23 protein-coding genes are annotated in these 23,821 nt (G+C 58.3%); 6 read left to right on the top strand and 17 right to left on the bottom strand.

Features of this window, described 5'->3' with window-relative positions; all coding sequences use genetic code 11:
- The first annotated feature begins 131 nt into the window (after positions 1-131).
- Genes rfbB through rfbC form a run of 4 tightly spaced genes read left to right on the top strand, consistent with a single transcriptional unit; the run spans position 132 to position 3,545 of the window.
- Entirely contained in the window at positions 132-1,208 is a 1,077-nt protein-coding gene (rfbB, locus tag IAE33_RS19740) for a dTDP-glucose 4,6-dehydratase (RefSeq protein ID WP_201164746.1), read from the top strand.
- On the top strand, positions 1,205-2,110 hold the full coding sequence (gene rfbD, locus IAE33_RS19735; protein WP_201164745.1) for a dTDP-4-dehydrorhamnose reductase: 906 nt from the start codon (positions 1,205-1,207) through the stop codon (positions 2,108-2,110). The genes rfbB and rfbD overlap by 4 nt, the downstream gene beginning before the upstream one ends.
- Positions 2,107-2,997, top strand: a complete 891-nt coding sequence (gene rfbA / locus IAE33_RS19730) for a glucose-1-phosphate thymidylyltransferase RfbA (protein ID WP_201164744.1) — start codon at positions 2,107-2,109, stop codon at positions 2,995-2,997. Before rfbD ends, rfbA begins: the two co-directional genes overlap by 4 nt.
- Positions 2,997-3,545, top strand: a complete 549-nt coding sequence (rfbC, locus tag IAE33_RS19725; protein ID WP_201164743.1) for a dTDP-4-dehydrorhamnose 3,5-epimerase — start codon at positions 2,997-2,999, stop codon at positions 3,543-3,545. The genes rfbA and rfbC overlap by 1 nt, the downstream gene beginning before the upstream one ends.
- 30 nt (positions 3,546-3,575) lie before the next feature.
- Here rfbC and IAE33_RS19720 read toward each other — a convergent pair whose 3' ends face one another.
- Positions 3,576-4,508, bottom strand: coding sequence for a KpsF/GutQ family sugar-phosphate isomerase (locus tag IAE33_RS19720; protein ID WP_201164742.1), 933 nt, complete (start codon positions 4,506-4,508; stop codon positions 3,576-3,578).
- Between the two features lie 465 nt (positions 4,509-4,973).
- Between IAE33_RS19720 and IAE33_RS19715 the strand changes: the two genes are divergently transcribed.
- Both IAE33_RS19715 and IAE33_RS19710 read left to right on the top strand, forming a co-directional pair.
- The gene (locus IAE33_RS19715) at positions 4,974-5,216 is read left to right on the top strand and encodes a hypothetical protein (RefSeq protein ID WP_201164741.1); all 243 of its coding nucleotides are present in this window, start codon (positions 4,974-4,976) and stop codon (positions 5,214-5,216) included.
- Positions 5,217-5,301: 85 nt separating this feature from the next.
- Positions 5,302-5,565, top strand: a complete 264-nt coding sequence (locus tag IAE33_RS19710; protein ID WP_201164740.1) for a DUF3077 domain-containing protein — start codon at positions 5,302-5,304, stop codon at positions 5,563-5,565.
- Between the two features lie 117 nt (positions 5,566-5,682).
- On the opposite strand, the gene IAE33_RS19705 is transcribed toward IAE33_RS19710, so the two are convergent.
- The 16 genes from IAE33_RS19705 to IAE33_RS24655 all read right to left on the bottom strand — a co-directional run.
- Positions 5,683-7,749: an ArnT family glycosyltransferase gene (locus tag IAE33_RS19705; protein WP_201164739.1), complete on the bottom strand. Its 2,067-nt coding sequence runs from the start codon at positions 7,747-7,749 to the stop codon at positions 5,683-5,685.
- Positions 7,750-7,806: 57 nt separating this feature from the next.
- The gene (locus IAE33_RS19700) at positions 7,807-8,145 is read right to left on the bottom strand and encodes an EamA family transporter (RefSeq protein WP_201164738.1); all 339 of its coding nucleotides are present in this window, start codon (positions 8,143-8,145) and stop codon (positions 7,807-7,809) included.
- Entirely contained in the window at positions 8,142-9,185 is a 1,044-nt protein-coding gene (locus tag IAE33_RS19695; RefSeq protein WP_201164737.1) for a glycosyltransferase family 2 protein, read from the bottom strand. The genes IAE33_RS19700 and IAE33_RS19695 overlap by 4 nt, the downstream gene beginning before the upstream one ends.
- Positions 9,186-9,252: 67 nt before the next feature.
- Positions 9,253-9,642, bottom strand: a complete 390-nt coding sequence (locus IAE33_RS19690; protein ID WP_201164736.1) for a GtrA family protein — start codon at positions 9,640-9,642, stop codon at positions 9,253-9,255.
- Positions 9,639-10,589, bottom strand: a complete 951-nt coding sequence (locus IAE33_RS19685) for a glycosyltransferase family 2 protein (protein ID WP_201164735.1) — start codon at positions 10,587-10,589, stop codon at positions 9,639-9,641. The genes IAE33_RS19690 and IAE33_RS19685 overlap by 4 nt, the downstream gene beginning before the upstream one ends.
- Entirely contained in the window at positions 10,589-12,226 is a 1,638-nt protein-coding gene (locus tag IAE33_RS19680; RefSeq protein WP_201164734.1) for a DUF6311 domain-containing protein, read from the bottom strand. The genes IAE33_RS19685 and IAE33_RS19680 overlap by 1 nt, the downstream gene beginning before the upstream one ends.
- Before the next feature lie 34 nt (positions 12,227-12,260).
- Positions 12,261-14,786, bottom strand: a complete 2,526-nt coding sequence (locus IAE33_RS19675; RefSeq protein WP_201164733.1) for a glycosyltransferase family 4 protein — start codon at positions 14,784-14,786, stop codon at positions 12,261-12,263.
- Positions 14,786-16,207 (bottom strand): class I SAM-dependent methyltransferase, encoded by a 1,422-nt coding sequence (locus IAE33_RS19670; protein ID WP_201164732.1) that lies wholly within the window; start codon positions 16,205-16,207, stop codon positions 14,786-14,788. Before IAE33_RS19670 ends, IAE33_RS19675 begins: the two co-directional genes overlap by 1 nt.
- Positions 16,200-17,420, bottom strand: a complete 1,221-nt coding sequence (locus IAE33_RS19665) for an ABC transporter ATP-binding protein (RefSeq protein WP_201164731.1) — start codon at positions 17,418-17,420, stop codon at positions 16,200-16,202. The genes IAE33_RS19670 and IAE33_RS19665 overlap by 8 nt, the downstream gene beginning before the upstream one ends.
- Positions 17,417-18,211, bottom strand: a complete 795-nt coding sequence (locus IAE33_RS19660) for an ABC transporter permease (protein ID WP_201164730.1) — start codon at positions 18,209-18,211, stop codon at positions 17,417-17,419. The genes IAE33_RS19665 and IAE33_RS19660 overlap by 4 nt, the downstream gene beginning before the upstream one ends.
- A 2-nt stretch (positions 18,212-18,213) precedes the next feature.
- Positions 18,214-19,575, bottom strand: a complete 1,362-nt coding sequence (locus tag IAE33_RS19655; protein ID WP_201164729.1) for a phosphomannomutase — start codon at positions 19,573-19,575, stop codon at positions 18,214-18,216.
- A gap of 126 nt (positions 19,576-19,701) precedes the next feature.
- Entirely contained in the window at positions 19,702-21,144 is a 1,443-nt protein-coding gene (locus IAE33_RS19650) for a mannose-1-phosphate guanylyltransferase/mannose-6-phosphate isomerase (protein ID WP_201164728.1), read from the bottom strand.
- 317 nt (positions 21,145-21,461) lie between these two features.
- Positions 21,462-22,895, bottom strand: coding sequence for an MBL fold metallo-hydrolase RNA specificity domain-containing protein (locus tag IAE33_RS19645; RefSeq protein ID WP_201164727.1), 1,434 nt, complete (start codon positions 22,893-22,895; stop codon positions 21,462-21,464).
- A 102-nt stretch (positions 22,896-22,997) separates the two neighbouring features.
- A complete protein-coding gene (locus IAE33_RS19640) occupies positions 22,998-23,261 on the bottom strand; it encodes a lipopolysaccharide assembly protein LapA domain-containing protein (protein ID WP_201164726.1) in 264 nt (87 codons plus the stop codon).
- Positions 23,262-23,280: 19 nt separating this feature from the next.
- Positions 23,281-23,577: an integration host factor subunit beta gene (ihfB, locus tag IAE33_RS19635; protein WP_003252675.1), complete on the bottom strand. Its 297-nt coding sequence runs from the start codon at positions 23,575-23,577 to the stop codon at positions 23,281-23,283.
- A 29-nt stretch (positions 23,578-23,606) separates the two neighbouring features.
- On the bottom strand, positions 23,607-23,821 hold a 215-nt coding region (locus IAE33_RS24655; protein WP_236406988.1), incomplete at its 5' end, for a hypothetical protein.

The following is a 23,821-nucleotide window of genomic DNA, read 5'->3' as shown; positions in this document are numbered from 1 at the left end:
GCTACTGACGTTGTCGAAGTGAGTCGCCGATCGGGTATACTTTGGCACGATTTGTTTTTAAACAAGCCATATGCGTATCGAATACGCCGGGTTTCTCACTTCCTATCAGAACGTCAAGGTAGAAAACTCTCGTGAAGATTTTAGTAACAGGTGGTGCCGGCTTCATTGGCTCGGCAGTCGTGCGACACATTATTTCCAACACCGCAGACTCTGTTGTCAACGTGGACAAGCTCACGTATGCAGGCAATTTGGAGTCCCTTCAGTCGGTCGATCACAGCGATCGCTATGCATTCGAGCGCATCGACATCTGTGACCGCGCTGGGCTGGACCGCGTTTTCCGCGAGCACCAGCCTGACGCTGTTATGCATCTTGCTGCTGAATCACACGTCGACCGGTCAATCACCGGCCCCTCAGAGTTCATCCAGACTAACATCCTCGGCACCTACGTATTGCTTGAAGCGGCGCGTGGTTACTGGAGCTCGCTGGAGGATAACCGCAAGGCTGCCTTCCGTTTCCACCACATCTCCACCGACGAAGTCTACGGCGACCTGGAAGGCCCAGAGGACCTCTTCACTGAAACCACCCCTTACCAGCCAAGCTCGCCCTACTCGGCCAGTAAGGCCAGCTCGGACCACCTGGTCCGCGCTTGGGCGCGCACCTACGGCCTGCCGACGCTGGTGACCAACTGCTCGAACAATTACGGACCGTTCCATTTCCCGGAAAAGCTGATCCCGCTGGTGATTTTGAACGCCCTGGAAGGCAAACCGCTGCCTATCTACGGCAAAGGCGATCAGATCCGCGACTGGCTGTACGTTGAAGATCACGCCCGTGCACTCTATAAAGTGGTGACCGAGGGTAAGGTAGGTGAAACCTATAATATCGGCGGCCACAACGAGAAACAGAACATCGAGGTGGTGCGCACGGTGTGCTCACTGCTTGACGAACTGCGCCCTGACTCCAAATTCCGCCCCCATGTTGAACTGCTGACCTACGTTCAAGATCGCCCAGGCCACGATCTGCGTTATGCAATCGACGCGAGCAAAATCCAGCGCGAACTAGGTTGGGTCCCGGAAGAAACCTTCGAATCGGGCATTCGCAAGACCGTTCAATGGTACCTGGACAACCCTGAGTGGGTTGCACACGTCAAAAGCGGTAGCTACCAGCAATGGATTGACAATAACTACGCCACGCGTACAGGCCAAGCATGAAAATTCTGCTGCTCGGTAAAAATGGTCAGGTAGGCTGGGAGCTGCAGCGCGCGCTGAGCGTCCTCGGTGAGGTTGTAGCACTCGACCGCCACCCAGCCTCCACACCCTATGGTGAACTGAAAGGTGATTTGTCAGATCTCGACAGCCTTCGGACCGCCATTAGCGCTGTATCGCCACAAGTGATTGTCAACGCGGCCGCCTACACGGCAGTGGATAAAGCTGAGAGCGAACGCAAGACTGCCCATACTGTGAACGCGTTGGCTAGCCAGGTAATGGCGGAAGAAGCCAAGCGTCTGGATGCATGGTTGGTTCACTACTCAACCGACTACGTTTTCGACGGCACAGGCACTACCCCGTGGCGCGAAACCGACAGCGTTGCGCCGGTCAACTATTACGGCGCGACCAAGCTCGAGGGCGAACAACTGATACAGGCTTCGGGCTGCAAGCATCTGATTTTCCGCACCAGCTGGGTGTACGCTGCGCGAGGTAACAACTTCGCCAAGACCATGCTGCGGTTGGCCAAGGACCGTCCAATGCTTAATGTCATCGCGGATCAGGTCGGTGTGCCTACGGGCGCAGATCTGCTTGCGGATGTGGCCGTATTGGCGCTGCAGCAGGCGTGGCACAAGCCGGATCTGGCTGGGGTCTACCACCTGGCTCCGTCGGGCGAAACAACATGGCATGCCTACGCCAGCTATGTTATTGAGTTCGCGCGGAATCATGGCGAAGATCTCATGGTCGAAGCCGTGAATCCGATTGCTACTACCGAATATCCTACCCCGGCCAGTCGCCCGTTGAATTCACGCTTGGATACCGCCAAGCTTTGCAACTCGTTCACGCTGCACTTGCCTGACTGGCAAAGTGGTGTCACCCGTATGCTCATGGAAGCTCTGAACAAATGAACACAACCAATCGTAAAGGGATCATTCTGGCTGGTGGTTCCGGAACGCGTCTGCACCCAGCAACGCTTTCTGTTTCGAAGCAGCTCCTGCCTGTTTATGACAAGCCAATGATCTATTACCCGCTGGGCACTTTGCTGCTGGCAGGTATTCGCGACATTCTCATCATCTCCACCCCGCAAGACACGCCGCGTTTCGAGCAGCTTCTTGGCGACGGCAGCAAGTGGGGCATCAATCTGACTTACGCCGTGCAGCCGAGCCCGGATGGCCTGGCGCAGGCATTTACCATCGGGGCTGACTTCATCGGCAACGATCCCTCGGCACTGGTGCTGGGCGATAACATTTTCTACGGTCACGATTTCCAGTCGCTGCTGCTGAACGCTGGTAAGCGCAACGCGGGTGCTTCGGTATTCGCCTACCATGTGCAGGATCCTGAACGTTACGGTGTAGCGGAATTCGACGAGACGGGTCGTGTGCTGTCGCTCGAAGAAAAGCCCGCCGTACCGAAATCCAGCTACGCAGTGACCGGCCTTTACTTCTACGACAACCAGGTTGTCGACCTGGCCCGTGACTTGAAACCGTCCGCACGGGGCGAGCTTGAAATTACCGATCTGAATAATCTCTACCTGCAGCAAGAGCAACTGCATGTCGAGATCATGGGCCGTGGTTACGCATGGTTGGACACCGGCACCCACGACAGCTTACTGGACGCTAGCCAATACATCGCAACCATGGAACGCCGCCAGGGCCTCAAAGTCGCTTGCCCGGAAGAAATCTGCTATCGCGCCGGCTGGATCAATGCCGAGCAGCTTGAGCGTCTGGCACAGCCACTGCTCAAGAACGGCTACGGCCAGTACCTGAAAAATCTGCTTAAAGAGAAGGTCTTCTAATGAAAGCGATACCTTTGGCCATCCCCGACGTTTTTCTGTTCACGCCAACGGTGTTCGGTGATGAGCGAGGTTTTTTCTACGAGAGCTTCAACGCGCGCGCGTTCAGCGAAATAACCGGCCAGCAAGCAGCATTTGTGCAAGACAACCACTCCCGCTCGACAAAGGGCGTGCTGCGCGGCTTGCACTATCAGTTGCCGCCCCATGCTCAGGGCAAGCTGGTGCGCGTGGTGCAGGGTGAGGTATTTGATGTCGCGGTTGATATCCGCCGTTCATCGCCTACCTTCGGTAAATGGGTGGGCGCTGTGTTGTCCGCGCAAAACCATAACCAGTTGTGGATCCCGCCAGGGTTTGCCCACGGTTTCGTCACGCTGAGCGAGACGGCAGAGTTTCTCTACAAGACAACCGACTTCTACTCACCACAAAGCGAGCGCTGCATCGCTTGGGATGATCCGGAAATCGCGATCGAATGGCCTATCGATTACACGCCCTCGCTCTCCGCTAAGGATTGCTTGGGCGTATCGTTGAGCAAGGCAGAGCACTTCGATTGAAGTGATCACTTGGTGTGGTCGAGATAACGACTAATCGAAGATTTCGACCACGCCTACTACTGCACCCTCCGCGCTGGTGACCGCCAGAGCCCTGATCTTATTGTCCAGCATGTAAGCCTCCGCCTCGGAGAGCTGCGCGCTCTCGAGAATGGTGTGCGGCTTCCCGGTCATGAACTGCGCGACGGTTTCCTGAGTGACGCCTTGGTTTTCCAGCAGCGCACGGCGCAGGTCACCGTCAGTCACGATACCCACCAACTGATCCCCTTCCAATACAACAGCCAAGCCAAGACGACTACGCGTCATCACCAACAGGCAATCGTGGAATCCGGTAACCCGCGTTACAACCGGGGCCGGTGAGTGCATCACATCTTTTACCCGGGTGAGCAGTTTACGGCCAAGGCTACCCCCGGGGTGGTAACGTGCAAAATCCATAGGTTTGAACTGCAGGGCTTCGATTAACGCCACCGCGAGCGCATCACCCATGGCCATCGTTGCCAAAGTGGATGTGGTCGGTGCCAGATTATTTGGGCAAACCTCACGTTCAACCGAGATATCAAGCCAAATGTCGGCGTGCGTCGCCAAGGTGGATTTGCCATTGCCTGTCATGGCAATAATCTTGTTGCCGAATGACTTGAGGCTTGGGATGAGCTTGATCACTTCCTCAGTTTCGCCGCTATAACTGATGAGAATCACTACATCCACGGGCTTCAACATGCCGAGGTCACCGTGGAAGGCCTCCGCAGGGTGCAAAAAGAAGCTAGGGGTGCCGGTGGAGGCGAAGGTCGCGACCATTTTTTGGCCAATCAGACCTGATTTGCCCATACCGCACACTACAGCGCGACCTTGACAGCTCAGAAGAAGCTCCACAGCACTTTGGAACTCACCGTTCAATCGATCAGCGAGTTCGTTGACGGCGCGTGCCTGGGCGATAAGTGCTTGCTTGGCGATATTGAGGTGATTCATATTCTTCCGTGAAGGATTTGATTAGTGGCGAACGCATGAATTCTAAGGGCTTCAGTACGCGGTGCAAAGCGTGGCAGCTGACATTTTCAGGCCTCTGGTCGTGCTAATGGCGTCAGCGTAATCATAAGCTGCGCTACGCCGCCGCAAATGATTGGATCGCTATCTAAAACGCAGAATTTTCCCCTTCCTTGTAGTCCATTTCCCAAACACACTATCACTCCCTATTTTCCGTTGCGGCCAGCCATGAAGCCACCTAGTCTCGGCCAGTCGTTGCACATCAACGACCCGGCTTTGACAGGCTGTGACGGTACATAGACAACAGCTCGTCCTTTATGGCGGCTGTACGTGCGGGCACGCTTGCGTGCGCCGGAACTTGCTATGTCCGCCGGTCTGTCAACCCACGTACAGCTGCCACCCTACTGTTTGACAGCAGAAGGAGGTCGCATCATTAGAAGGACATACGCAATGCTAAAGATCGTCCCCGACCCACCCCACCAAATCCTCTCCCTGGAAGACACCCTGATCCAAGCCACGGACTACGCGCTATGCGCCGCAACCGTCGCCCATCAGGCACTGCTACAACAGCCCAAATCACCGGCATCGATTCTGATGATGGCATCTATGCATGAGATAGAGGCGCTACGGGCTCTGCTGGAGTCGGCGCTGATACAGGTACAGATGCCAAACGGAGCTGGGGCCTTGCACTGACGCACAGGCGTTGACTGACTGGGCGAGCCCGTCGCGGGCAAGCCCACTCCACTGGAGTGCGCGGAATGATCAAGGGGGTTGAACAGTGACTACAGAACCTAACGGCTTCACCGTCGGCAAGACCAAGTTCTACCAAGGCGAGCAACAGACTCAACCGCTGTTTTGTATCGAACCGGGCATACCTTGCGAGCATGCCCGGGCGCAAGCGTCAGAGCTGATGGGTTATGCGCAGGAGCTCACCATCGGTGGTTTGATGGATGAGAACCCCAAGCTGGTTTGGGCAGCGTATTACCTTGGCGCGCTGGCCAAGACCCTGATGGATGATGCAGAGGCTGGCATGGCAAATTAAGCGGCGCGCTGACTGGGTAGGCTATTAACCACCCTGCCCAGGCCAGTACACAATGCGCATGACCAGCACACGGACGGTACCTGCCACGCAGAGCAGGCAGGTACCTTCCCAGCGGCCCTACTCCACTTCCCGGATCACGATCTGCCGAATACCGATCCCCAACAAGCGCTTATCACCATTCATGCCCATTTGCTCCGGCGATGTGGCCTGCGGCACCTTGATCGTTAGTTTGTTGACTTCGTCGGGGTTGTCGACCTTCACGCTATACGGCTCCACTTCAGCGCTGAGTCTTAGTGGGTACCGGCGGTCATCGACCTTGACCTCGAAGTTTTGATTTTGGTTAGGCCCAAATGCCTTGGCATTGATCTCCAGTACGAAGGCTTTGGGAAGTGGCCGAGCGAATTGCAGCGTGACCGTGTCGGCATTCGACCAAGCCCCCCAGCTCTCGGGATAGGAGAAGCCACGAACCAGCTCTACCGCTTCCATGTTGATCTGCGTTCGGAAGTCGAGCACCAGCGGGCTAACCTTGGGCAACTTCCTCGCCAGCGAGAAACCGTTGAGCTGAAGGACCTTGAAGTCACCTTTGGCAACCTCGACGTCCCCCACTATCAAGATCCATTTCTTGTCAGCCGGCGATTGATCGGCCGTGTAGATTGCGCCGGGCTTATAAGACAAGTCTGGCCCGGCATTCAAATCTTCCACCCAGAACAACGCGCGCAATATCGACGCCGGGTTATCCCCCACCACCAACAGGTGCGGCCGCTCGCTCACCGGCAGGTATTGACGGGCAAACATCCCGGCCTTGTCGTAGGCGTCGGCGTGCCTGCGCTCCAGCAACGAAATGCTGGCGTATACGGTGCTAACCAGTATGGAGAGCGGCAGGTAGATGAACAGAAACAGCTGTGTGCCTTTGCGCGGTTTGGTACACCACAGGATCAAGCTGATCAACGAGAGCAGGGCGAGCACAACAAACAGCTTTTTGCGGAACGTGAAGCCGCGCAGCTCAGGGTTATCAATGAAGCTCAGTGTGAACGGGTGCATGCGTGTGATGCCTGCATACAACACGGCGGCCATGATTACGATCGCGACGGCCCAGCGCACGTAGCGATGCGCCGTGAGCTGGGTACCTGCCAGTTCGGCACCTGCGGCGATGAACAGCAGGGGGAACAGGAAGTCGTAATAGCGCATGTGCAGGCGCAAGGCGGTTTCCACCGCGTTGGTACCCGCTACGGAAGCCGAGAACAATGCCACTACGGCAATCAGGTTCAGCAGCAAAAACAGCGTGAAGAAAGCGAACCTGCCGTTCTCGCCAATCTCCCGAGTTTTCAACGTGGCAATGCTGGTTGTGATAATGGCCGCCAAAGCGCAGCCGAACATCACGGCATTGCCCAACAGATGCCCGGCAGCGATGGTGGGCGCGGTTCTAAGGATGGCCAGGTATCGGTCCAGGCTGGAGGCGCTGGACTCAAGCGTCGTGGCGTAAAAGTTGCCGAACAATGTCAGGCCCGCCTTGCCTGCTACCAGGTAGCTGAAGCCGAACTTGACGAGCATCATCACACCGACGAAAACAACGGCATTTTTCAGCGCTGTAACAAACCAGCGGTCCAGGTCTTTGTAAGCAAAATAAGCGATGCACAGGCAAAAGCCCGGAATAACGAACATTGCGTGCGGCTTGACCAAGGACGAACAGCCCATCAGCACACCGAGCAGCGCCCATTGTTGCCAGGGTGCGGTCGAAGCCAGTGTCAGGAAGTACCAGGCACTCATCCAGAACGTGAGGTAAAACAGCGCCTCAGGCATGAAATACGTGGTATAGCCGTTGATGGGGCCGAGCATGCTCAAAGCCACGATCAGCACCGATGCACGGGCGCTGCAATACCGGCGCGCCACCATGAAAATGAACGGCGAGGCCAGCACGAAGAACAAGGCGTTGAGCAGCTTGGTGCACCCCATGAACCCGTCACCGCACATCAACGTGGATTTGTAGATGCTCAGGTAAAGGTAATTGGGTATGGAAGCACTCGACAGCGGTAGCACACGTGCCATTGAGCTGTATGTGTACTCGTCGCCGAAGACGGTGGGGTAGATACCGCTCGACCGCATCAGCAGGAGCACGAAGGCCAATGCCATGATCGCCGCAACTGCAACGGGCGCATTGAGGTGCGACCTGTCTATCAACTTCATACTGCCCTATCCCTTTTACTGCTATTCATTTGCATAATCTGATGCATGTGCAACCACTCAGGACTTAACGGCCAATACGATACCGAACATGATGAACGCGACGCCGATGAAATATTGGACCTGAAACCGCTCCCCCAGAATGAAATGGCTGCCAATGGGCACGAGCACGAATGCCAACGCCATCAGTGGGTAGGCTTTCCCTAGCTCGATCTTTTGCAGTACCCACACCCAGGCAATGGTGGTCACACCGTACAGCGCAAATGCAGCCCCCAGAATCATCAGGGTTTTCAGGTCAAAGATCGTGCCGGCGCGCTGCAGCGCGGTCGCGCTGAGCTTGAACATGATCTGACCGGTCGCAATACCCACAACGCACAGAATTGCAATGGCATACATCATGGGCGCTTACCTGCCTTGAACTTGGATTTCAACCGCGATAGGTGGAAAGGCCTTCTGGGCACTGAGGCGATATCCTGCCCCAGGAACGCCAGGATCAGCTGGATACCCAGGAATATCGGCAAGGCCGACAGCATGACGGTACCGGCAGAGTTGGCGACCCCGGTGTAAATGGACGACGCCCAGTGAGACAGGCCGAAGACCAAGCCCCATATGAGTAGCAGCAGGCCAGCAGGCAGCTCCAGGGACGCCAGCGACATGTCACGCAGGTAGTAGTTGTAGAAGATCCGCTTGCCGAAATTGCGCACGTGCTTGGCCAGGAACTCGCCCACAATCTTGGAAATCTTCAGGTTGCTGACTTCATCCCCGTACTTGGCGTCCATGGGCACGTCCACCACGACCGCGCGCAGGGTATTAAGCCGGAACAGGATGTCGGTCTCGAAGAAATAGCGGCGGCTGATCTTGGAAAACGGCAGGTGGCGGGCAACGTCACGGTGAATGGCGGTGTAGCCGTTGGTAGGGTCGAACAGGTCCCAGTAGCCGGAGGAAAATTTGGTCATGAACGACAGAACAGCGTTGCCAAACAGGCGAATCTTGGGCATCGCCCGGATTTCTTCCAGGTCGTAGAACCGGTTGCCCTTGGTGTAGTCAGCCGTACCCTCAAGAATGGGCGTTACGAAGTTCATCAGCAGGCCTGGGTCCATCTGGCCATCACCGTCGATCTTGACGATGATGTCCATCCCATCCTGGATTGCAGCCTGGTAACCGGTCATCACCGCACCGCCCACGCCCTGGTTTTCCGGGTTGCGCAGTACCACAACACGCGGGTCGGTAGCGTGTTCCTCGACATAACGGCCGGAGCCTTCTGGGCAGCAATCATCCACAACGTAGATGCGCTCAACCTCCGGCCCAATTTCGGCAATAACGCCCAGGATATGGGCTATCACTTTATAAGAAGGGATCACGACGGCGATGTTGGTAGCGCGATCTTCGCCAGTTGGTACGCTGCCAGGCGAAAGGTGTTCTTGCTGGCCAATTGTCATAGTTTGAGTCCTGTTACGTATTCCAAAAAATGTTCGTTGCTGTGGGCGTAGGTGCACCGCGGCGCTGTCATGACTTGGCCGGGGCAAATGCCCAGAGCTTCATCACCATGAAGTTGAGCACGGGCACAATGAACACCACCATCACCAGGCCCACGCCATAGTGCCAACCCATGTACTCGACCCACGACGTGATGAGCAACGTCAGGCCCAGCGACACGAGTGAGACCAGCAAGAAGCGCCGGTATCCCAGCCAGCTCATGGGTACACGGAAGGTAAACCGGCTGTTGATGCAGTAGGACATCACGTTGGCCACGATGAATGCACACGCATTGGCCACGGCTGCCGGGGGCGCCAGGGTCTCCATCAGGCCGATCACCACACCGGCATGCACCGCCGTGTTGACCACACCGACCAGCGCGAAACGCAGAAACTGGTAGTACTTGCCCGGAATGATCATGGGTCGGTCTTGATCACTTCGCGTACGACGTACACCGGGCGGCGCTTGGATTCGACGAAAATCCGCCCTACATACTCCCCAAGCACCCCTATGCCGATCAGCTGTACGCCGCTAGCAAACAGGATGGTGATCATCAAGGATGCATAGCCGGGCGTATCTGCGCCAAAGCACAGGGTCTTGATCAGCAGGTATACCGCATATACAAAGGCCATGGCCGATACCGCACAGCCTAGGTAGGTCCATATGCGCAGGGGGGCTGAGCTGTAGCTGGTAATGCCTTCGATGGCAAAATTCCAGAGTTTCCAGGTATTGAAGCTGGTCTTGCCGGTGCTGCGTGGCGCCACCTGGTATTCGATGGTGGCGGTGCGAAAACCTACCCAGGCAAACAGCCCCTTCATGAAGCGACGGCTTTCCGGAAGCTTTTTCAGCGCATCGACCACCTTGCGGTCCATCAACCGAAAATCGCCGACGTCAGCGGGTATGTGAATATCCGATATGGAATTGTGCAGCTTGTAGAAACCGTTGGCGGTGAACTTCTGCACCGCGTGGTCGGTGCGCCGATCCACGCGCTTGGCTAGCACTACTTCGGCGCCCTCCTCCCACTTGGCAACGAGTTCAAGCACCACTTCAGGGGGATGCTGAAGGTCGGAGTCGATAGGCACGACCGCATCGCCGGTCGCAAAGTCCAGGCCGGCCGAAAGCGCGGCTTCTTTGCCAAAATTGCGCGACAGGTCAACAACCGTTACATAGGGGTAAACCGCCTGGGCTTTGAGCAGCTCTTCGTACGTCCGGTCCTTACTGCCGTCATTGATCGCGATCACCTCCAAACCGTAGCGATCCGCCAATGTCTTCGACAGCGCGTCCACACGCTCGAAAAACGCGCAAACACCGCGCTCTTCGTTGTAGAACGGTGAGATCAGCGACAACACGCGCCTGGGTTCGCTCATCAGTGGCGCTCCTTGTTCGCGTCAAACTTGCACACATGGGCATAATCGAGTTCGCTGCACTGGGGCTGCCTGTCGGCTGGGAACAGCGCCAGCACTTGGCCCACTTCAGGGAAATCGCCCTTGACGAATACGTACAGGGAGTGGCGTGCATCCGAGCCGACAATCTCGGCCTGGGTGCTTTCCACTGCACAATTGGAGTTGGCGCGTGCCACATAGCCGGTGTTGATCTTGAGCCCATGCTCGACGGCATAACGCATGGTCGGCATCAGCGTACTGAGGATCATGTCCGAGCGCCCACAGCGGAACTTGGGGAAGAAATACAGATACTGGATGCCGTCCGCTATCTGTGCGTCCCACGCAGCCTGGGTCAAGATGGGCGTTGCCGGGCGCTTGGCACCATCAATCAAGCGGTGGCGCTGTATGGACATGTCAGCCACCTGAACCACGACCAGCACCAGCATCGCCAGTGCGAAGACAGGTTTTGGCAGCCTGCGGTACAGCAATACGATGGCCGCGATGGTCAGCGCATACCCCACAGGCCAGAAGAACCGTCCAGACGCCCGGAACTGCGTGGTGATGGCCTCCATGAATGCGGGGTAATGCACCACCAGCACCTGGTGGGTGCCCCAGTAGAGGGTGTCGGAAAGCGCATAAAGGGTGAGCCCGAGCATCACCAAAACCAGCGGCCAGTTATCCGCCGCCCACCTCAGTGCCCTGCGCCCGCCCAGTACCAGGCCGGCCAGCAGCCCCAGCAATACCCCGAGGCCCAGGTAGTTGAAGCCTTCGTACTGGCCGGGCATTTCTGCGTTTTCAATAGGGAAGAACTTGCCACCTGCAAACGGTGCCAGCAAGTTCATGGAGAACGTGCCGAAACCGGATTCCTTGGCCACGTTCGTCGAGTCCATGGGGAAAACGGTGACCCAAAGGCTGGCGCCGATAATAACGAAGGGCAACAGCGCCCTGGGCACATCGAGCCATCGATAATCACGCGGCTTGGCCAACCAGTTAGCCACGTAGATCGCGCTCGCCATCACGCACAGGTAGATGTTGATGTAGAAGCCGGCCACCAGCAGTGCCGTCCAGCCCGCCACGGGTACCTGCCCCAGGCGCTGCCCACGCAAGTAAAGCGCGATGGCCGCCAGGATGATCCAGTGCGTCATCAGCGAAATATGCGTCACGCGCGCTGTAAAGGCCGGGAAGATCAGCAGGCACACAACCAGTGCCACCAGTGCCAACCAGGACTTGACCTCCAGCTCGCGCAGTATCCACCAGGCACAGACGGCCTGGCCCAGAAACGCCAAGCCGACCCATACGCCATAGGGATTGAAGGGTGCATATGACGAGGGCACCACCAGTTTCAGGAGCAGCGCATACAGCGGAATGGTATCCATGAACGTCGCGCGCGTGCCCTGCGGGTAATTGATGCTGTCAAAAGCCAGCAGCGGATACCCGAAAGGCGCATTGAAGAATGCATGGAAGCCAGAGATATATTGCGTAACGTCGTCGACTTCCGATTGCCAGTATGTAGATGTACCGGCAATGAAACCCGCAGGAAAATGATGCCACACGAACCAGACGGCGATAGCCAACGCTAACGCCAGGCCCGTCCTCCCCGTGGAACCCAACCGTGAACCCATTTAAAAACGCCCCAGTCTGTGTGTTATAGGCGCGTTAGAACGCGCACTTATCTATTGCATCCACCAGCTGTTTTGCGCTGGCTTTCCATGTCAACCATGGCATGTCAGTGGATTGAGGGTGCTCGCCCTTTTCGAACAGCCCCAGCCATTGCTTGATCTTCTGGGCAATTTCTTCTGTGTGAGTGCCTTCGAAGTACCATGCATTATCACCCGCCACTTCCCGGAACACCGGAAGGTCCCTGGCAATGATGGGCAGCTTGTGTTGCGCGGCCTCGATCAACGGCAGGCCGAAACCTTCACCGTAAGAACCGGCCACTAGGCAGTCAGATGCCTGATAGAGATGCTCCAGGTACTCGTCGCTGGCGCCCGATAACCACAGCAGGCGTTTGCCGCGTTCTGCGTGGTGGGTAAGCCGCTGCGCCAGTTCATCAACCAGCCAGCCGTGCTTACCTACGATCACGAGGTTAGCTTGGACCCCATCGGCCCATAGCTGCTCAAAGGCATCGAGCGTCTGCGCATGCCCCTTACGGGGCTCCAATGTACCTACCATGAGGAACGTGGGGTTGTCTTCCAGCGCCTCCAACCGCATGGCGGGGTCTTCCGGGAACCCCAACGACGGCACAGATTGGTCCAGGTCCGCCCCTAAATGGAATGCGCCTATGTGGAACGGGCGCTGACGCGGTGGCATGTGTTCCAGCCGCCAGTCATGCAACTCATCCGCTACGGCCTGGGAAATGCAGATGGCCCCATCGTATTCGGCTACCGTGTGGATCCATTTTTCATAATGTTCGTGCAGGCTTTCGACGAAGCAGTGCGGTAGTTGCAGAATCAGCAGGTCGTAGACCACGAACAGTATGCTGACACCGTGGTCGCGCATCGCATTGAAGTAGATTTTTTTATGCGGCAGCACGTCCATCAACAGATCGAGACCAAGGTAGACGTCGCCGGCACGGTAGCTGATGACCTCGTCCTGCAACACCTCCCCCGGCTCCTGCCCCAGGAACTTGGCCGTAAATAACGAAGCCTCACGGTAGAAAGGCTCCCCGGCCTTCGTGTACACCGGCACCACCTTGTACGTCGAAGGCGGATTGACCAGCCACTCAAGCAAGATGCTTCGCACCACACGTTGTATACCGCTCTTGCCGTCGTGTTTACACAGCTCGGAAATGTCGACGAACAGATTGGGCACACTCGACGGCTGCTGGACAGAGTAATCCACTGCCTTGGCCAGGCGCTCCACGCAGACTTCACCCTTGAGCAGCGGCGCACTCGTACTAAGTGTTTCAATCAGCCGCTGTAGGTGGTCACGCTCTTGCTCGACGGGTAGCTTGCTGACTTCGCGCTCGGCCACTGCGTGCTCGAAGGCCTCGATTGCAGCCTGCCCTGTGCGATCCCACGAGAAGTGCTCGGCACGTTCTGCCCCATGTGCAGTCAAGGCTTTGCGGAAGGCATCGTCCAAGAGCGCTTGTTCCAGCTTGCTGGCAATGGACGCCGGATCATGCGGGTCGAAGGTTGCCGCATCCCAGCCGATCACCTCCGGCACGCTGGAGGCGTTGGCACCGATCACAGGTGCGCCGCATTTCATGGCCTCCAGTGGCGGCAGCCCGAAACCTTCGTGCCAGGACGGGAATACGTAGAGCTCGCAGAGGCTGTACAGGCTACGGAGCTCGGCGTCGCTGACGTAACCGGTGAACGCCAAATCGTCATCTGCTAACCCGTGGTCGAGGCCATGCTGACGATAAAGGTTCACATAGTACTCCGGCATCTTGCCGGCAAATACCAGTTGGGTGCTGCCAACGTTGGGTTTGACTGCCGCGAAGGCCTCAATCAGGCGAGGAAGGTTCTTGCGCTCATCTGCACCGCCTGTATAGAGAACAAAGGGCTCGCGCAGGCCAAATTGTTTCAGCAGCGCCGTACGCTCTTCATGGGCGAGCGTCACCGGATAGAACACGTCATCAGCAGCGGTTGAGACGTTAACCACTTTCTCTTCGGTCAGGTGCAGCAGAGCCAGCGCTTCCTGGCGAGCGAAGTCTGAGATCGACAGCAACAAATCGAAGTCCCGGAACGCTGCGACCTTGGCCAGGTAGTGGCTTTTGTAAGCAGGGTTGCCATCAAGGTATTGCTGTGGGCTGACAAAAGGAATCAAGTCATACAGGGTAGCGCTGACCAACGCATGCTCATGCAGTGCAGCACTGCCGATCACTGCATCGTCGATGTAGCCCTCCACGAAACTGGTTACATGGATTACATCCGGCTCGAGTGCATCAATACACGCCTGCCGGACGTGCTCCGCCGTCTGGCGACGCGCCAGGTTGTTCGAGTGGCTGTCCGCAACGGGGCCTTCAGCGTACCAAACCCGGATGTGGCTCTGCGGGAGCAGGCCGATGAACGCCGTGCGGATGGGCTCGATGCTCTCGTTCAGCATACCGTTGAGCACGAGATAAACCTCATGCCCGCCTCGATTACGCACAACGCTCTGAGCGAACGCCATGGTGTACCGACCAATGCCCCTGAAACGGCTTTCGGTCTGCGCGCCCTGCATGTCAATTACGATACGCATTACTTCTGGCCCTTGGTCACGGCAGCACGGAGCGCGCTTTCGATCTGACGCCCCCGTGGGGTCAATGGAGCATGGTCGATCAGACCGTGCTGTGGGTCGTTGGCCTCTACAGGCACTGCAGCCACGTCTACTTTCAACAGGTCACGCAGTGCAGCATGCAGCCACGGGCTACGTCGAACCAAGGACCTGACCCTGCGCTCTACGGCCGGGCGGCGCGCCAGCCACAGGCGTGCATGGGGGGCAATACGGCGCAGGGCCTGTTTGGCTGCCGCAACAGCATTTCGCGGGTGTTTGACCAGATGGCCTACCTGACGCACCGGCATTGTTGCACGCCACACCTTACTGTTGTGCAACGCCGTCAATTGCTGCTCCAGGGCAGTGGCGCGCAGGTACCAGTTGTGCGCGTTGCTGAGCGAGGCATTGATCTGCAGCCGTAAGTCGTCTGCCTGCTCGCGCATTTGATCCAGCTCATGCTGCGAGTGCAGCCGCTCGTTGTCCAGTTGCGTTTGCAAGCGCTCAAGCTCGCTTACCAACTGCCCCTGCAAACGCTCCTGCTCCCGTGCAAAGCCTGCTTCAAGCAAATGCACCCGCTCGGCCTGCTCGGCTTTGAGGGCGCCGAGTATATCGTGTACTTCTGTTGCCATTTGATTCTCGAGGGTATTCAGCCGGCCTTCCAATACCTGGTCATAGCGCGAAGCCAATTCGTCCAGCGCAACGCCGTACGCCTGATCGAACGGGGCATCGAACGCTGCCAGCACATCCTCTGGGGCCTGCTTTTGCGCTACCACGGCGTAATCCGGGCTGGTCCCGGCCAGAACATCCATGACGCCTAGCTTGCGGCCTGGGTCGTGCAAGTCCGGGGCTTCCTGCAGGCGCAGCACCTTGGAACGAGCAAAGCCTTTGAACTCCGTCAAAAACGAAAGCAGCAGGCTGGGGATCGGGCGATCATGGGTGGGGTCGACAAAGAAGTTGTTGGTGCCAACCACCACGTTTTCAGCGTTGGGCGTTTCCAGGATCAGCAAGCCGCCGGGTTGCAGCACCCGCATGGCTTCGCCAACCATTTCTTCCAGTACGGCGAAGGGAATGTGCTCGGCGATGTGAAAGCCGCTGACGGCGATCAGGCTGGCATCGGGCAACTGGCGCAGCGCGTTGAGGGCATCGTCGGTGCGCACCGGCAAGCCCAGTTCGCGGCAGGCTTCGAGCATGCCTTCGTCAAGGTCCACGCCGCTGGCGTCGTAGCCTTCGCGAATCAGCATTTCCAGCCACTCGCCACGGCCGCAGCCTACGTCCAGCACGCCGGCCTGGGAGTACAGGTCTTTGAGCGGTGCCAAAAACGGTAGGTAGACTTCGAGGCGGCTGGCGATCAGCGCCCGGGAGCCGCGGTGGCGGTCTTCGAACGCCCTGTAGAATCGACTATCCATTACTGCACTCCACGGTCGGAGGTATCCAGGCAAGGCCTACGAACGTACTTTCCGAAACGTTGACGACGTTGAACACCAAGGCCAGGTCGCGCCACTCGTAGTTGTCCACCACGTGGGCATCGGCCGCATGCAGCGCGACGGCGACGGAATAAGAACCCACGCCCAGGTTGGCGGGGAAGCGGAAACGGTACGACAGCTGCGTGCCCGGCGCGAGGTCCTTGCGGGCACACCCCAGGTGGTGGGTGTTGGTGCCGTACACATCCTGGCCCAGGCGGTCCTTGATCACATAGCCCACCACCAGTTCGGGCAATGGGGCGTTGATGGCCACGCCCACCGTCAGGCAGACGTCTTCGCCCACCGTCACGTATTCGGCGGCCGCGCCTTGGGCGTTGAAAAGCGAGACACCCTCGATACTGGCCTTGCCACTGCCCGAGCGAGTCTGGACTGCGCCGTTCTCGAGGGTCTGCACTTCGACCGTGGCGTTTTCTTTCTGGGCGATCAGGGCATTGTAGTAATCCATCACCTCTTCGGGCGGCCCGTCCTTGATGACGGTGCCGCCGTCCAGCAGGATGGCCCGGTTGCACAACGCCTGAATGGCGGCGCGGTCGTGAGACACGATCAGCAGCGTGGTGCCAGCCTGCTGGAACTCTTTGATGCGGCCAAAGCTTTTGTGCTGGAAATAGCTGTCACCCACCGACAACGCTTCGTCGATGATGAGAATTTCGGGGCGGAAGGCAGTGGCTACGGCAAAGGCCACACGCATCTGCATGCCGCTGGAATAGGTGCGCACGGTTTGGTCGAAGTACTCGCCGATCTCGGCAAACGCTTCGATATCGTCGATCACGCTGTCGATCTGCTCGGTGGAAAAGCCCATCAGGCCGGCCGCATGGTAGGCATTCTGGCGCCCGCTAAGCTCGGCGTTGAAGCCCATGCCCAGCTCAAGAATGGCAGCGATACGACCGTTGACACGCACCGTGCCTTCGGTGGGCTGCAAGGTGCCGGTGATCATTTTCAGCAGCGTCGATTTGCCTGCACCGTTCTGGCCGACCAGGCCGATGGCTTCACCGGCTTCGATATTGAAACTGATGTGCTTGAGCACCCAGTGCTCGCTGCTGGCCTTGACCGGCAGGTAGCACCAGCGCGCAATGCGCTGCCATTCAGAGCGGTAACTGCGGTAGGCCTTGCCTACGTTGGTAACGGACATGAGTGTCATAGCGAGTCCACCATCTCTGCAGAAGCCCTGCGGAACAGGAACAGCCCTAGACCCATGAGGCCGAGGGCGATGGCGACCGTGACGCCCAGCTCGGTAATGTTCGGCTCGAGTTTGTAGACCAGCACGTTGTGGTAGGCAGTGACGATGGCGTACATCGGGTTTATGTCCAACGTGCCTTTGAGGTAATCGGGCACAATGTTGACCGAGTAGACAATGGGCGTGAACCAGAACCATACCTGCATGATAATCGGCACTACCTGCCCTATGTCACGCAAGAACACGTTCAGCACGCCCAGTACCAGGCCCAACCCTACCGCAAACGCTACCACTACCACTGTCAGCGGTAGCAACCAAAGCATCTGCGCATTGGGCGCATGGCCCAGCAGGGCGAAAATGATCATGGCGGCGATAAACAACAACAGGTTGTTGAGCAGGCACGAGCCCACCACAATTACGGGCAGCGCAATGCGCGGGAAGCGCATCTTCTTCATCAGGTTGCCCTGTTCGATGAACACGGTAAGGCAACGCCCGACAATTTCTGCAAACAGGTTCCAGGCCAGGATACCGGCAATCAGGTACAGCGCGTAGGCGTACTTGTTGTCGATACCGGGCAACCGCGCACCCAGCACGTTGGACAGAATCAGCGCATAAATGGCCACCTGCGCCAACGGGTGGATGATCATCCACAGGCCACCCAGCTTGCTGCGGGCGAAGCGCGAGATGAACTCGTTCTTGATGGATGTGAGGATGAAGCCCCGGTAATCCCAGACGCCCCGAAACATGCCTAACATAGTTATCCTTGAATCAAACGGGCGATTTGCGCGACGTTTTGCGCGACCAGTGCATCATTCCCGCGGCTCTCAACGTTCAAGCGCAGCAGCGGCTCGGTGTTGGACCCACGCAGGCTGAAGCGCCAATCGGCGAACTCCACGCTGATGCCGTCGGTGCGGTCGACGGTGGGGTTTTGCGGCAGGTAATGGGCCAGGATCTTTTCGATAGTGCCTTTTACATCTGCCACCTCGTAGTTGATCTCGCCGCTGCACGGGAACTTGGCGATTCGCTCATCTACCAACTGGGCAAGGGTCTTGCCGGTAACGCTCATCAGCTCAGCCACCAACAACCATGGGATATTGCCGCTGTCGCAGTAGGCGAAGTCGCGGAAGTAGTGGTGGGCGCTCATTTCACCGCCGTATACGGCGTCTTCGGCGCGCATGCGCTCTTTGATGAAGGCATGGCCGGTCTTGCTCTGGATGGCAACGCCACCAGCCGCTTCAACCTGCTCGATGGTGTTCCAGGTCAGGCGCGGGTCGTGGATGATCTTGCTGCCTGGGTGTTTGGCCAGCAGCATTTCGGCCAGCAGGCCAACCACGTAGTAGCCCTCGATGAAACGGCCTTTGTCGTCGAAGAAGAAGCACCGGTCGAAGTCACCGTCGAAGGCGATACCCATGGCCGCCTGGGTATCCAGCACTGCCTGGCGGGTCAGGTCGCGGTTTTCAGGCAGCAGCGGGTTGGGGATGCCGTTGGGGAAATTGCCGTCAGGCTCGCCGTTGATGATGGTGATATCCAGCGGCAGGCGTGCCTTGAGCAGTTCGATCACAGGCCCAACCGCACCGTTGCCCGGGTCGGCCAGCACCTTCAGCGGCTTGAGCGATGCCACGTTTACGTAGGTGAGCAAGTGGTCGATGTAGGCCGTCTTGTCGAACGCTTCGCGCACACTGCCGGCAGTTGCTGCAGGCTCACCCAAGTCACCTGCTTCGACACGCTGGCGAATGTCGTTCAGCCCGGTGTCGCCGCTGATCGGGCGCGACTGCTCACGCACCAGCTTCATGCCGTTGTAACCTTTGGGGTTATGGCTGGCAGTAATCATCACGCCGCCATCGGCCTGGTGATGGCTGGTAGCGAAATACACTTCCTCGGTACCGCACAGGCCGATATCGATCACGTCGGCCCCGCCTTCGGTCAGGCCCTTGATCAAGGCCAGGGCCAAACCCGGGCTCTCCAGGCGCATGTCGCGCCCCACCACATAAGTGCGGCCGCCAAGCTGGGCCACCAGCGCGCGGCCGATACGGTAGGCCACGTCATCATTGAGGTCGGCAGGCACTTGGCCGCGGATGTCGTAGGCTTTGAAACAACGGGTCTGAATAGGTGGGTACATGGGTCTCACTCGGTGCGTTGATGCCTTGGCGTCAACGATCTGAACAGGGGTAGCCGGCGATGGGGGCGACCGAAGACCGGCCCGGTGCCAGGGATGGCAACGACGGGCCGACGGGAGAGCCTGGACTCAGGCGTCGCAACGACCGTAGTTGTCCTCGAAGCGGACGATGTCGTCTTCGCCGAGGTAGTCGCCGCTTTGTACTTCGATGAGCACCAGGTCGATCACGCCTGGGTTTTGCAACCGGTGCTGGTGGCCGGCGCGGATGAACGTGGACTCGTTGGTGTTGAGCATCAGTTCCTTGTCATCGTTGACCACCACGGCCATGCCGCTGACCACAATCCAGTGCTCGCTGCGGTGGTGGTGCATTTGCAGGGACAGGGATGCCTTTGGCTTGACCACGATGCGCTTGATCTTGAAGCGGTCGCCGTCTTCCAGGGTAGTGTAGGTACCCCATGGGCGGTGCACGGTGCGGTGCAGCAGGTGTGCAGAGTGGCCATCGCCTTTCAGGCGCTTGACGATATGTTTCACGTCTTGAGCGTGGTCTTTATGGGCGATCAGCAGGGCGTCGGGGGTGTCGACCACCAACAGATCCTGTACACCGACCAGCGCCGCCAGGCGATCTTCAGTGCTGACGTAGTTGTTGCTGGAACCGTGCGCGACCACTTCGCCTTCGAATCGGTTGCCGGCTTCGTCTGGCGGGGTGAGTTCGCTGACCGCGTTCCAGGAGCCGATATCGCTCCAGCCGATGTCGCACGGAATGGTGGCCACCTTGCGGGAGCGCTCCATCAAGGCGTAGTCGATGGAAATATCCGGGACGTTGGCGAAGGTGTCTGCATCCAGGGCAAGGCAGCTGTAGCCTTTGCCCGTAGTTTGGCGCGACGCTTCAAGGGTGAGTTGCACGGCTTCGAGCACATCGGGCGCATGGGCCTTGAACTCGTCGATGACCGTGCCAACCTGGAAGCAGAACATGCCGGCGTTCCAGAAGTAGTTGCCAGCTGCCACGTAGGCCTCTGCGGTGGGGGCGTCGGGCTTTTCGACAAAACGTGCCACCTTCAGCCCACCGTCCAGCGCGCCATCTGCAGCCGCCTCGATGTAACCGAAGCCTGTTTCAGGGTACTGAGGCTTGATGCCGAAGGTGACCAGCCAGCCCTGCTCGGCCAGGTGCACAGCCTTGCTGACCGCTTGGGAGAAGGCAGCTTCGTCCTGGATAAGGTGGTCGGCTGCCAGCACCAGCATGTAGGCCTGGGGACCGTGAGCCTGATGCAGTTGCAATGCTGCGGCGGCCACAGCGGCGGCGGTGTTGCGGCCAAACGGCTCAAGGATGTAGCCCTGAGGGTGGCCTTGGGTATTGATCGCGCGGTATTCGTCTTCGGTCTTGAACAGCAGTTCGCGATTGGTGACGGTAAGCACTTCAGCAACGCCGTCGAGCTTGGACGCGCGCAGGAAGGTCTTCTGAATGAGGTTTTGCCCATCGGGCAAGGTCATGAACGGCTTTGGGTGAGCCTCACGGGAAACGGGCCACAAACGGCTGCCAACGCCACCGGATAGAATTACCGGGATCAATTCCATATTCGGGTCCTTAACAGCCACTTGATGATCATTGACAAGTGACCGGCATGAGTCTTAATTCTGATCGGCACTGCGCACAGTGCAACGTCGCTAAGTTACGCGCCCAGCGTGTGAAATCCCTGGCTATCCATTAGCTCAAGACGCAAGCATCACGGGCTAGAATACCAGAGAAACCGCTTTGTAGCTTGCCCAGCGCCTGTGACCCGTGCGGGCTGCAAGCCCTGTTTATGCAAGCATTTCGCCTGGGCTGGCGAAGGGTGTTGATCCGTGGTGACTATCAGACAGCACCTGCCGTCATCGTTCCCTGCGCAGGGCGCTTATGTTGCGATTTTTACCTTGGTTGGCCTGCCTAGCGCCAGCAAACGCTGGCGCAGTACCCGTGCAAGTTGGTTTTTGGCTTGGGCTTCTCCATGCACGAGCACGACTTCCTCAGATTTAACAGACAGGCCGGTGGCAAAGGCCACCAACCCTGCCTGATCAGCATGCCCTGAATACCCTCTCAAGGTGGTGACCTTGGCCTTGACCTCATGCCTCTCCCCGTCCAAATCAACCTGCCCAACGCCATTGGAGCCTTCCAAGGCCTGTATCACCGCCCCTGGCGTACCCCTGGCCTGATACCCGACGAACATCACCTCATGCCGCCGATCGCCAAGCATGGCCTTGAGGTAATTGACGATTCGCCCACCCGAGCACATACCGTTGCCGGCAATCACGATGGCCGGGCGACCGGTGCTTTTCAGGTAATTGACCACCTGTTGGTGGCGGGCATGGGTATCCACGCAGATCAGCTGACCGAAGGCCAACGGGTCACGGCCGGCAGCACGCCGCGCCCTCGCCTCTTCATTCCAGAATGCATGTAGTTCTCGATACACGGCCGTGATGCGCTGGGCCAATGGCGAGTCGAGGATGATGGGCAGTTGCGACCAATCGACGGGCTCGCCGTCTGGAGAACCACCTTCCCTGCCCAACAGCGCTTTGCGGTACAGCACGTCTTCCAATTCGTAGAGCAGCTCTTGGGTGCGGCCCAGGCTGAAAGCCGGGATCAGAATGGTGCCCTGGTCCGCCAATGCCCGGTCGATAGCGGCTTCCAGCCTGTGTACACGGTGGCTGGGGTGCGGGTTCAGGCGGTCGCCGTAGGTGCTTTCCAGCACCAGCACATCTGCCCGCCCCGGTGGCTGCAGAGGGCGCAGCAACGGGTTGTTGCCCGCGCCGAGGTCGCCTGAGAACACATAACGCCGGCTGGCCTGGCCGTACTGGATATCGCATTCCACGTAGGCCGAACCCAGCAAGTGGCCTGCGCGCTGCAGGCGAACCCGGCAGCTTATGTCAGGCTGTTCCAGCACTGGGTGCCATTGTTCAAATGGCAGTGGCACAAGCAGGGTGCTCACCAGCTCGAGGTACCTGGACACATGGGCAGGGTCACTGCTGATAGCCAGCCTGTAGGCGTCTTCAAGTACGAGTGGCAGCAGCTGGGCAGAGGGCTCGCTGCACAGTATCGGCCCGCGGTAACCCGCGGCAAGCAGCGCGGGGATGCGGCCGACGTGGTCGAGGTGCACATGGGTGATGATCAGCGCGCATACGCTATTGATATCGAATGTGAGCGCTGCGGCGTCCGCCTGCGGTATGGCATCGGCGCCCTGCTCCAGGCCGCAGTCGACCAGCAGGCTTACACCGGTAGCAAGGTGCAGTTGGTGACACGAGCCGGTGACACCACGGACTGCTCCATGGTGGGAGAGGCTTGGGAATTCCATGCGGGGCGCGCTCGCTGGGGCCGAAAACGAAGGGGGCAATTACTCCATTTCAGCCAGCGCATGCAAAGGTGGGCGTTTCCTAAAAGAGGGTAGGAAACTTCCTTAATTACCGTTCAGGGCAGCTTCCCGGGCTGATGCCCTGATCTTGCGTTTGCTGCGTTGTACGCCGTACGCACCCAACAGTGGGCCGATTGCCAAGCCTACGACCAGAGCGGCCAGCACCACCACAGCGACCGGCACAGCGGGGGCCGTCCAGCTGAACAGGGTGAGGGCTACGGCCTGCTGGTTTTCCAGCACGAAAAACAGCACCACGGCTGCCAGCAGCAGCACGAACAGTAGAGTAAAGGCGCGCTTCAGGTTACGCATTGTATGGCTCCTTGGTTGATCAGGCTTCGGCTTCGTCTTCTTCGTTTACCCGATCACGCAATTCCTTGCCGGGCTTGAAGTGCGGGACGAACTTGCCTTCGAGGCTGACCGACTGGCCGGTCTTGGGGTTGCGGCCTACGCGCGGCGCGCGATAGTGCAGCGAGAAGCTGCCAAAGCCGCGAATTTCAATGCGGTCCCCAGTGGCAAGGCATTGTGACATCTGCTCAAGCATGGTCTTGATGGCCAGCTCTACGTCCTTGGACGAAAGCAGCCCTTGATGGGTGACAATACGTTCGATCAGCTCCGACTTCGTCATATTTTTCCCTTCGTTATCAAGCAGCTAGATCATTGCTTAATCAGGTTGTAGCACGCATGGAGGGATTTGAACAGGGTGGTTCTTGACTTAATAAAAAAATTCAAGATTGGAACTTTACGATATTGGTCTTGCGGGTGAGGGGTTGGGGGTGGCGCCGGGGTGTATGGCGGGCGAGTTGCGGTGGCTGGGAGATCGAGCGCCGCCCTGCGGCGCATCGCGAGCTGCGCTCGCTCCGACGTTTTTT

The organism is Pseudomonas sp. S60 (genome assembly GCF_016647865.1).
GTDB lineage: Bacteria > Pseudomonadota > Gammaproteobacteria > Pseudomonadales > Pseudomonadaceae > Aquipseudomonas > Aquipseudomonas parafulva.
The sequence above is the reverse complement of the archived record's forward strand: the minus strand, read 5'-3'. Positions and strand labels throughout refer to the sequence as shown.

Bases quoted from the DNA above. Each gene is read 5' to 3' on its own strand.
- rfbD (WP_201164745.1), top strand. From the start codon at position 1,205: ATGAAAATTCTGCTGCTCGGTAAAAATGGTCAGGTAGGCTGGGAGCTG.
- rfbA (WP_201164744.1), top strand. From the start codon at position 2,107: ATGAACACAACCAATCGTAAAGGGATCATTCTGGCTGGTGGTTCCGGA.
- rfbC (WP_201164743.1), top strand. From the start codon at position 2,997: ATGAAAGCGATACCTTTGGCCATCCCCGACGTTTTTCTGTTCACGCCA.
- IAE33_RS19720 (WP_201164742.1), bottom strand. From the start codon at position 4,508: ATGAATCACCTCAATATCGCCAAGCAAGCACTTATCGCCCAGGCACGC.
- IAE33_RS19715 (WP_201164741.1), top strand. From the start codon at position 4,974: ATGCTAAAGATCGTCCCCGACCCACCCCACCAAATCCTCTCCCTGGAA.
- IAE33_RS19705 (WP_201164739.1), bottom strand. From the start codon at position 7,749: ATGAAGTTGATAGACAGGTCGCACCTCAATGCGCCCGTTGCAGTTGCG.
- IAE33_RS19700 (WP_201164738.1), bottom strand. From the start codon at position 8,145: ATGATGTATGCCATTGCAATTCTGTGCGTTGTGGGTATTGCGACCGGT.
- IAE33_RS19695 (WP_201164737.1), bottom strand. From the start codon at position 9,185: ATGACAATTGGCCAGCAAGAACACCTTTCGCCTGGCAGCGTACCAACT.
- IAE33_RS19690 (WP_201164736.1), bottom strand. From the start codon at position 9,642: ATGATCATTCCGGGCAAGTACTACCAGTTTCTGCGTTTCGCGCTGGTC.
- IAE33_RS19685 (WP_201164735.1), bottom strand. From the start codon at position 10,589: ATGAGCGAACCCAGGCGCGTGTTGTCGCTGATCTCACCGTTCTACAAC.
- IAE33_RS19680 (WP_201164734.1), bottom strand. From the start codon at position 12,226: ATGGGTTCACGGTTGGGTTCCACGGGGAGGACGGGCCTGGCGTTAGCG.
- IAE33_RS19675 (WP_201164733.1), bottom strand. From the start codon at position 14,786: ATGCGTATCGTAATTGACATGCAGGGCGCGCAGACCGAAAGCCGTTTC.
- IAE33_RS19670 (WP_201164732.1), bottom strand. From the start codon at position 16,207: ATGGATAGTCGATTCTACAGGGCGTTCGAAGACCGCCACCGCGGCTCC.
- IAE33_RS19665 (WP_201164731.1), bottom strand. From the start codon at position 17,420: ATGACACTCATGTCCGTTACCAACGTAGGCAAGGCCTACCGCAGTTAC.
- IAE33_RS19660 (WP_201164730.1), bottom strand. From the start codon at position 18,211: ATGTTAGGCATGTTTCGGGGCGTCTGGGATTACCGGGGCTTCATCCTC.
- IAE33_RS19655 (WP_201164729.1), bottom strand. From the start codon at position 19,575: ATGTACCCACCTATTCAGACCCGTTGTTTCAAAGCCTACGACATCCGC.
- IAE33_RS19650 (WP_201164728.1), bottom strand. From the start codon at position 21,144: ATGGAATTGATCCCGGTAATTCTATCCGGTGGCGTTGGCAGCCGTTTG.
- IAE33_RS19645 (WP_201164727.1), bottom strand. From the start codon at position 22,895: ATGGAATTCCCAAGCCTCTCCCACCATGGAGCAGTCCGTGGTGTCACC.
- IAE33_RS19640 (WP_201164726.1), bottom strand. From the start codon at position 23,261: ATGCGTAACCTGAAGCGCGCCTTTACTCTACTGTTCGTGCTGCTGCTG.
- ihfB (WP_003252675.1), bottom strand. From the start codon at position 23,577: ATGACGAAGTCGGAGCTGATCGAACGTATTGTCACCCATCAAGGGCTG.